Source organism: Nocardiopsis lucentensis DSM 44048, assembly GCF_000341125.1.
In the GTDB taxonomy this organism is placed as follows: Bacteria; Actinomycetota; Actinomycetes; order Streptosporangiales; family Streptosporangiaceae; genus Nocardiopsis; species Nocardiopsis lucentensis.
The window spans coordinates 1-8081 of sequence record NZ_ANBC01000099.1; the positions used below are offsets into that span (position 1 = coordinate 1).

Here is an 8081-nt window from a genome sequence, read left to right on the forward strand (position 1 = left end):
GCTGCCTCAGACCTCGACCTCGGCTCCGGTCTCGGCCCTCAGCCCGACGGACTCGATGCCCGCCAGCAGGGCGAGCTCGTCGTTGACGGACGTGTCACCGGTAGCCCCGCAGGCGCCCAGCAGGGCGCCCTCGGCGTCACGGATGAACACGCCGCCGGGGACGCTGAGCACCCGGCCCTGGGCCAGGGTCGCGACCGAGGTGAAGAACTCCGGTGAGGACTCCGCCCGGGCGGCGATCGCCCGGTTGTTCATCCCGAGTCCGAGCACGCCCCAGGCCTTGGCCACGGCGAGGTCGGGTCGGAGCAGACCCGAGCCGTCCTGACGGGCCAGGGCGACGAGGACGCCGCCCGGGTCCAGGACGGCGACGGTCAGTGGCTGGAGGTCGTTGGCGGCCGCGTGCTTCACGGCTCCGTCGATCAGTCCCTGAGCCTGCTCCAGAGTGATGGCCACCAGGCGCATTCCCTTCGTTCGGGTCTCCCGGGGGAGACGTCGGCGTCGTGCCACCCACGGAGATGTCGATCCCCCGTGCCGCCCTCCGGACACCGGGTGCTCGGCCCGACACTCGGAGGGTTGTGATGGTCACCACACGAGGCTAATGCATGCTAAATCAGTAGTGAATGTGGGGATACGCCTGATTCCTCCGCCGGGAAGTGGGCGACCTTCGTGGGAAACTCCAGGTCCGGTGGCCAAGAGCCCCCACCAGCCTCACCGGTCACATCAGTCCCAGCCTCAGGGCGCGTCGAGTGCGCGCACGGGTGCGGCCGCGCGGGCGTCGTAGCGCTCGCGCGCCTCGGTGATCTCGGCCATGTGCTCCTCCGCCCACACCCGGCAGGACTCCATGAGTATGCCCAGGTCCCGTCCGAGGGGTGTCAGGGAGTACTCCACCTGCGGCGGGGTGGTGGGGAACACCCGGCGCTCCACCAGGCCGGCGCGCTCCAGGTCGCGCAGGGTCCGGGTGAGCATCTTCTGGGTGATGCCGTCCAGGCGGCGGCGCAGCGCGCCGAAGCGCATGGGTTCGCCCGCGATCGCGCCCACGACGAGGCACACCCACTTGCTGGACAACAGGTCGAGGACGTCGCGAGAGGCGCAGTTGCGGAGATAGGCATTCGCTCCGCCGTGTTCTCGCATTTCAGGGGTGGTATACACGAGGTACCTACCGTACTTTCAAGTGCCTTCTATACATCGGATACCTTATCCGGAAGGCTCGGGGACATGACAGAGCAGATGCGCATCGTTCAGCAGCAGACACTGGGTGGCCCCGAGGTCCTGGAGGTCGCCCGAGTACCCGTCCCCGACCTGGGCGCCACCCGAATCCTGGTGCGCGTGCACGCCGCGGGGGTCAACCCCGTCGACTGGAAGCTCCGGCAGCACGGGTACTGGCTCACGCCGCCCTTCTCTCAAGGGTTCGACGTCTCGGGCGTGGTCGTGGCCGTCTCCCAGGGGTCGAGCCGGTTCTCGGTCGGTGACGAGGTCTACGGGATGCCGAACTACCCGGACGTACCCGACGCCTACGCCGACTACGTGTCCGCCCCGGCTCGGCGCTTCGCGCGCAAACCCGACGGACTCGACCACGTCCAGGCCGCCGCCCTCCCGCTGGCCGCGCTCACCGCCTGGCAGGCGCTGGTCGACACGGCCGGAGTACGGGACGGTCAGCGCGTCCTGGTACACGCGGCCGCGGGCGGGGTGGGCCACCTGGCGGTGCAGATCGCCAAGGCCCGGGGCGCCCACGTCATCGGCACGGCCAGCGCGGCCAAACACGGGGTGCTGCGGGAACTGGGCGCCGACGAGCTCGTGGACTACACCTCCGTCGACTTCGCCGAGACGGTCGGCGACGTCGACGTCGTGCTCGACGCCATCGGCGGCGACTACCTGGACCGGTCGCTGCGCGTTCTCCGGCCGGACGGGGTGTACGTCGGCGTGTCCAACCCGCTCGACCAGGAGATCATCGTCGAGAGGGCCGCCGCCGCGGGCGTGCGCGGCGCCACCGTCTGCGTCGAACCCGACCACACCCAGCTGGAGGAGATCACCGCCCTCGTGGAGGCCGGGAAGCTGCGACCCGTCGTGAGCGGGACCTTTCCCCTGGAGGAGGCCGCCAAGGCGCACGAACACAGTCAGTCCGGACGCACCACGGGCAAGGTCGTCCTCACCCTGACCTGAGGTCGACCCCTGGCCCGACGGGTCCACGCCCGTGCACGCCCCGCGCGGACCGCCGTACCGGCGTCCGCGCGGGGCGTTCGCGCTCAGGTGTGCACGAGCGGAGTGTCCACCAGGTGTTCGGCGAGGAACCAGGCCTCGAGCTCGTTGGTGCGGATGACGTCGGAGACCAGTACGTCGTTGGTGCCGTCGTCCCCGTTCTCCTGGCACCGGGCCGCCGCGTCGTGGGCGTCCTCCAGGATGGTCTCGTGCGCCTCCAGCAGGCGGGACAGCATCGCCGGGACCTCCTCGACGCCGTTGGGCGGGCGCGGGACGTTGGTGATCTCGGCGACGTGCCGCGGGTCCCCGATGGCCACGCCGCCGAGGGTCTGGATGCGCTCGGCCACCGTGTCGATCAGCTCGGCCTGCTCGTCGGCGTGCTTGTCCATCAGAAGGTGCAGTTGGTAGAAGGTCTGTCCCCGCATCAACCAGTGGTGCTTCTTGTACAGCGCGTGCAGGATCTGCGTGTCCGCGAGTACCTGGTTGAGCCGCTGGCACGAGTACATGCGCGTGTTGTAGGACATGCCCACCGGGAGTTGGCGGACGGTGCCGTACTCCTGGATCTCGTTCCCCTTCTGGTGCAGCCACGGCTGGCTGCTCCGGGGTTTGGGCGTCGCACTCGCACGCTCTTGGGTGGTCACGGCTGGTTCCCCCTCCGGATCGGGTCGTTCGGAGCGCGCACGGACGCGCCCCGGGAGCCAGTCTCGGACACCGACCGTCGACGGAAGAGAAAGCACACACCATCCCCGGGCAAGGCTCACCGATTTTATGCCGGGGGCGCCTCGGTCCGGCGGGTCCGCGCGGTTGCCCCTGTTGTGGGAACGCTCTTTCCTCGCAGCGGCGGCCGGAGTGTCCTCTGCGTCTCCGAGAGCGGCGGCGCGGTGGCCGACCGCGTGGACACCGCCGACACCGGCGACATCACCTGGAACAACAGTCAGGGCGACACCCGCTGGCTCCGTCGAGCCAGTGGACCCGGAGTTGCCGGAACGCCCTCCGTCGGCCCCGGGCCCGCGCGAGCGGCTGCCCCCACCGGGAGTTCCCTCCCAGCGACCTGCCCCGGGTCCGTCAGGGCGTGTCGAAGCGCACCGGGAGGGCGAACAGGCCGTGCATGATCATGCTCGGCCACCACCGCAGGTCCTCCTCGGGTGCGGCGAGCCGCAGTCCGGGCAGTCGGTCCAGGACCGCGTTCACCGCCACACGCGCCTCCATTCGGGCCAGCTGGGCGCCCACGCAGTAGTGCGCACCGTGTCCGAACCCCAGGTGCGACTCGCCCCGTTCGGGGTCGAAGACATCCGGGTCGTCGTAGCGCTCCGGATCCCGGCCCGCGGCCAGCAGCGACACCAGCACGGGTTCCCCCGCCTCCAGCGCGACGCCGCCGACGGTGGTGGCGGTCCGGGGGAAGCGCCAGGTGGCGTTCTGGAGAGGGCTCTCCAGCCGCAGTGTCTCCTCGATGGCCGGGCCCACCAGGTCGCGGTCCCGGCGCAGCCGCTCCAGGTGCTCGGGGGCGCGCAGCAGGGACAGGAACAGGTTGCCGAGCAGCGCGACGGTCGTCTCGTGTCCGGCCACCAGCAGCAGGAACGCCGTGGAGGTGACCTCGTCCCGGGTGAGGTGGCCCGACCTGTGCGCCTCCACCAGGTCGCCGAGCAGGTCATCGGCGGGCTCGGCGAGGCGGGCGTCGACCAGGCGGCCCAGGTAGTCGTCGAACCAGTCCGTGGTGGTCCCGATCGCCGCGATCTCCTCGGGCGCGGAGGCGTCGATCACGGCGGCGCGGCGGTGGAACTCGGCCCGGTCCTCGGGCGGGACACCGAGGATGTCGCAGATGATGGCGATCGGCAGCGGGGAAGGCCGATCGCGTACCAGGTCCGCCTCGGACGAGGCCGCGATCCGGTCGAGGAGGCCGGCCGTCACCCGTTCGGCGCTCTCCACCAGGGTCCGGACCCGGCGCGGGGTGAAGGCGCCCCCGGCCACCTTGCGCAGGCGCGTGTGGTCGTCGCCGTCCACGTTGACCATGCTGCGCACGAGGCTGGGCCGGTGGTCGAAGGGCAACCCCATCCGGGCCCCGCGCCACACCTCGTTGCCCCGGGCGGGGTCTTTGAGCATGTCGGGATCGGCCAGGACGGCGCGGGCGTCCTCGTGGCGGGTCACCAGCCACGCCCAGGCGCCTCCGGGCAGCTCCATCCGGTGTACGGGGGAGTGTTCGCGCAACCAGCGGTAGGCGGGGTGCGGGTCGGCGTCGAACGCCGGGCCGTGCAGGGGAGGGGGAGCAGAGGCGGACATGCCGTACCTTTCATGCCGTGGCGGGATCCTTCGGGTCCTACCCCGCGCTCCCGGCGGGCGAACCGCCCTCAGCGCGCGATCGCGCAGGCGGTCTCCAGGACGAACCGGGGCCAGGGGCGGTGGGGGTCGTGCCCGGTCAGCTCGCGCACCCGGCGCAGCCGGTAGCGGAGGGTCTGGGGATGGACGTGCAGGGTGTCGGCCGCCGTGGTGGCCGCGCCCTCGCGGAAGTAGACCCGCAACGTCTGGAGCAGGTGCCGGTGCGCGTCCGACAGCAGCGGCCCCAGCACCGCGCCGCGGAGGGCCTCAGGAGTGACCGGTCCGCCGTTGAGCAGCGCCAGGACACACGCGTCGGCCTCGCCCAGCAGCCCGTTCCCGCCGAACGCGTGCGGGGGCGCGGTCTCCACGGCGTCGTCGGCCAGACGGTAGGCGGACGTCATGTCGGTGAGGGCTCGCGGGGCCAGCACGCAGGCCCGCCAGGGGCGGTCCCCGAGGGCCGCGGTCACACGGTCGACGGCCTCGGGGGACACCAGCAGCACCACCCGGCCGGACCGGGTGGTCGTCAGCGCGTCGGCGCGACCGACCTCGTCCAACAGGTCCATGCCCGCCGAGGCCGCACCGCCCCGCTGCGGGTGCCCCTCCTCCGGGCCAGGTTCGGCCACCACCAGTACGCCCGGGTCGGGCGGGGAGATGCCGAGGGTGCGGGCCCGGTCCCGGATCGCGCCGAGGGAGGCCTGGCGGCCGATCAGGAGGTCATCGAGGAACACCCGGCGCGCCCGCTCCACGTCCGCGTCCAGGTGGCGGGCCGCCTCGGTGTGGCCCGCCAACAGGTGCTCGGAGATCTGGTCGAGCGAGGTCAGCCACAGTTCGCTCAGGGCGAACACGTCCGCGGCGCTCACCCGGTCACCGGCCAGTTCCGAGAGCAGGCGCACCGCCGCGGCCGACCCCACCCGGTGCGCCCGGACCACCGCCCCGATGGAGCGGCCGGCGGGCGCNNNCCTCCGGGAGGCGCACCGCACCGTCCACCCACAGCTCCAGCGAACGGGTCACCAGCCACGCGACGATGGCGCGGACCTCGGCGAGCTGTGACCCGTGCAGCCCCCGGTAGGCGGGCACCTCCGCGTACACCGCGTCGACGATCCGGCCGACCAGGTACGCGCGGTCCCTGGACAGTTCGGCGCTGACGTCGGCGCGCTGCTCACGGCCCATCGGCCCACCTCCGCTTCGGGATCGACCAGGGTAGCGGTCCGACGCGGGTCCGACGGTAAAAAGCCCGTGGTCCAGCGGGGCGGCACCCGGGAAAGCCGTGGCGGCGTGGCAGTATGCGGTCAGGGCAGGCCCGACGGGGGAAGGGGAGAGATGACGGTTCCCGACGTTACTCTGAGTAACGGTGTGCGCATGCCGCAGCTGGGTTTCGGTGTGTGGCAGGTGTCCGACGACGCGGTGGTGGACGCCGTGGCGACCGCCCTGGAGACGGGGTACCGCAGCATCGACACGGCCGCGGCGTACGGCAACGAGCGGGGGGTCGGGGAGGCGCTGAGCCGGGCGGAGCTCGACCGCGACGACGTGTTCGTCACCTCCAAGCTGGCCAACCCGGAACAGGGCTACGACCACACCCTGCGGGCCTTCGACGCCAGTCTGGAACGCCTGCGCCTGGAGACCCTGGACCTGTACCTCATCCACTGGCCGCTGCCCAGGCGGGACCTGTACGTGTCCACGTGGAAGGCGCTGGAACGGCTGTACGCCGACGGGCGGGTCCGCGCCATCGGGGTGTGCAACTTCCAGGTGGAGCACCTGGAGCGGGTCATGGAGGAGGGCGGTATCACGCCCATGGTCAACCAGATCGAGCTGCACCCGCTGCTCATCCAGCGGTCGATGCGCGAATTCGACGCCAAGCACAACATCGTCACCGAGGCGTGGAGCCCCCTCGGCCAGGGCAAGCTCCTCGACCACCCGACGGTGACCGCGGTCGCCGACGAACTGGACCGCACCCCGGCTCAGGTGCTGCTGCGCTGGCACATCCAACTGGGCAACGTCGTCATCCCCAAGTCGGTGACCCCCGAGCGGATCCGCTCCAACTTCACGATCTTCGACTTCGAGCTCTCCGAGGCGGACATGGACCGCATCAGCGGGCTCGACACGGGCAGCCGGTTCGGCCCCGACCCCGACGAGTTCGACGGCGAGTAGGCGTTCGGACCCGGACCGGGTGTCCGGGACCGCTACGCCCCGTGCAGCTCGCGACGCTTGCGCGCACCGGCCAGGACGGCGTCGGTGCCCTTGCGCCGGACCCGGTCGACGTAGACGGCACCCCCGATGAAGATCGCGGCGATCAGCGCCAGGGCGGCTACGAGGGCGGCGGCGGACAGCAGGAAAGTGATCGACATGCGCTCATCGTAGCCGCACGTCCGACGGTGTCCCCGGGAGGGGTGGCCGCGGTCGTGTCGGACCGGCCGCGGTGGGTGGGACGTGAACCTTGAGGGGACGCCGATGGACCGGACACCGCACCAGATCGTCAATCCGCTGTCTCTGGCCGAACCGGTGGGCTTCTCCCACGCCCTCCTGGTCACCCCCGGCCGTACCGTCCACGTGGGCGGGCAGACCGCGCGCCGTCCGGACGGAGGGGTGGTCGGCGACACGGTGGTGCAGCAGTTCGACCAGGCGCTGGCCAACATGGTCGAGGCCCTGCGCTCGGCCGGGGCCGAGCCCGCTCACGTGGTCAACATGTGTGTGTACACCACGGCCGTGCCCGCCTACCGGGTCAACCTGCCCACCCTGGGCTCGGTCTACCGTCGCCATATGGGGCGCTACTACCCGCCGATGGCCGTGGTGGGCGTGACCGGACTGCTGGACGCCGATGCCCTCGTGGAGTTGGTGTGCACCGCCGTGATCCCCCGGGGCGAGGACACCGACCTGCTGGAGGCGGCCGAGGCGCGGGAGTTGGTCGAGGAGGTCGAGGACAGCCTGGAGGTGAACCCCTTCGTCGTGCCCGACCGCGCCTAGCGGGCGGACCGGGAGACGTGCTCGGGAGGTCAGTCCGGTCGGACCCGCCCGGTCGGCTCCGACCGGGTCCGCCCGCCGGAGCCCCTCCCGCCGCCGAACACGAGCACCACCGCCACCGCGCACACGGCCATCCCGGCCAGGGCTCCGGCACCCACCGGCTGCCCGAACACGGCCCACGCCCACACGAGCGTGGTCGGTGGGGTGAGGTACAGCAGCGCCGATACCCGGGCCACGCCGGACCGGGCCAGGTTGGCCCAGTAGAGCCCGTGGCCGCCCAGCGTCGACAGCACCACGACCCAGACGACCGCGCCCCAGAACCCGGGCGCCGCGGGCGGAGCCGGCGTGTCCGTCGCGGCGGCCAGGCCGGTGAAGAGCACGGCGCTCACCGCGCACTGCACGGCCAGCGCCGACACCAGGGTGCCGCGGGGGCGGGCACGCCGTTCCACCAGCGTCGCGGCGACCAGTGCCAGCATCGCGCCGAAGGGCAGCGCGTACGCCCACCAGGGGGCCGCGTCGGCGCGGGACAGGTCCGCGCCCACCACGAGCGCGACACCGCCGATCCCCACCGCCAGCCCCACCAGCTGCCGGGGGCGCACGCGCTCGCCCAGCAGGGG

Annotated in this window: 9 protein-coding genes and 1 pseudogene; 3 read left to right on the forward strand and 7 right to left on the reverse strand. The window is 72.1% G+C overall.

Annotated elements, in window-relative coordinates; genetic code table 11:
• Window positions 1-6: 6 nt before the first annotated feature.
• Entirely contained in the window at window positions 7-459 is a 453-nt protein-coding gene (locus D471_RS0103055) for a GlcG/HbpS family heme-binding protein (RefSeq protein ID WP_017597263.1), read from the reverse strand.
• A 270-nt stretch (window positions 460-729) separates the two neighbouring features.
• On the reverse strand, window positions 730-1128 hold the full coding sequence (locus D471_RS0103060) for a winged helix-turn-helix transcriptional regulator (RefSeq protein WP_017597264.1): 399 nt from the start codon (window positions 1126-1128) through the stop codon (window positions 730-732).
• An 84-nt stretch (window positions 1129-1212) separates the two neighbouring features.
• Between D471_RS0103060 and D471_RS0103065 the strand changes: the two genes are divergently transcribed.
• Window positions 1213-2157 carry an NADP-dependent oxidoreductase gene (locus D471_RS0103065; RefSeq protein WP_017597265.1) on the forward strand — a complete coding sequence of 315 codons (945 nt, stop codon included), beginning with the start codon at window positions 1213-1215 and terminating at the stop codon, window positions 2155-2157.
• An 83-nt stretch (window positions 2158-2240) separates the two neighbouring features.
• On the opposite strand, the gene D471_RS0103070 is transcribed toward D471_RS0103065, so the two are convergent.
• The 3 genes and pseudogenes from D471_RS0103070 to D471_RS32765 form a co-directional block, all read right to left on the reverse strand.
• Window positions 2241-2834: a Dps family protein gene (locus tag D471_RS0103070; RefSeq protein ID WP_017597266.1), complete on the reverse strand. Its 594-nt coding sequence runs from the start codon at window positions 2832-2834 to the stop codon at window positions 2241-2243.
• 424 nt (window positions 2835-3258) lie between these two features.
• A complete protein-coding gene (locus D471_RS0103075) occupies window positions 3259-4470 on the reverse strand; it encodes a cytochrome P450 family protein (protein WP_017597267.1) in 1212 nt (403 codons plus the stop codon).
• Between the two features lie 68 nt (window positions 4471-4538).
• Window positions 4539-5676 (reverse strand): annotated as a pseudogene (locus D471_RS32765) (PucR family transcriptional regulator).
• Between the two features lie 150 nt (window positions 5677-5826).
• Here D471_RS32765 and D471_RS0103085 point away from each other — a divergent pair.
• Complete coding sequence (locus D471_RS0103085) at window positions 5827-6654, forward strand: aldo/keto reductase (protein ID WP_026127353.1); 828 nt, start codon at window positions 5827-5829, stop codon at window positions 6652-6654.
• Window positions 6655-6686: 32 nt separating this feature from the next.
• Here the strand turns inward: D471_RS0103085 and D471_RS40710 are convergent, their stop codons facing one another.
• Window positions 6687-6851 carry a hypothetical protein gene (locus D471_RS40710; protein WP_017597271.1) on the reverse strand — a complete coding sequence of 55 codons (165 nt, stop codon included), beginning with the start codon at window positions 6849-6851 and terminating at the stop codon, window positions 6687-6689.
• 103 nt (window positions 6852-6954) lie between these two features.
• Between D471_RS40710 and D471_RS0103095 the strand changes: the two genes are divergently transcribed.
• The gene (locus D471_RS0103095) at window positions 6955-7467 is read left to right on the forward strand and encodes a RidA family protein (protein WP_017597272.1); all 513 of its coding nucleotides are present in this window, start codon (window positions 6955-6957) and stop codon (window positions 7465-7467) included.
• 29 nt (window positions 7468-7496) lie between these two features.
• Here D471_RS0103095 and D471_RS32770 read toward each other — a convergent pair.
• Window positions 7497-8081, reverse strand: a 585-nt coding sequence (locus tag D471_RS32770; RefSeq protein ID WP_017597273.1) for a DMT family transporter, incomplete at its 5' end; no start/stop codon positions are given.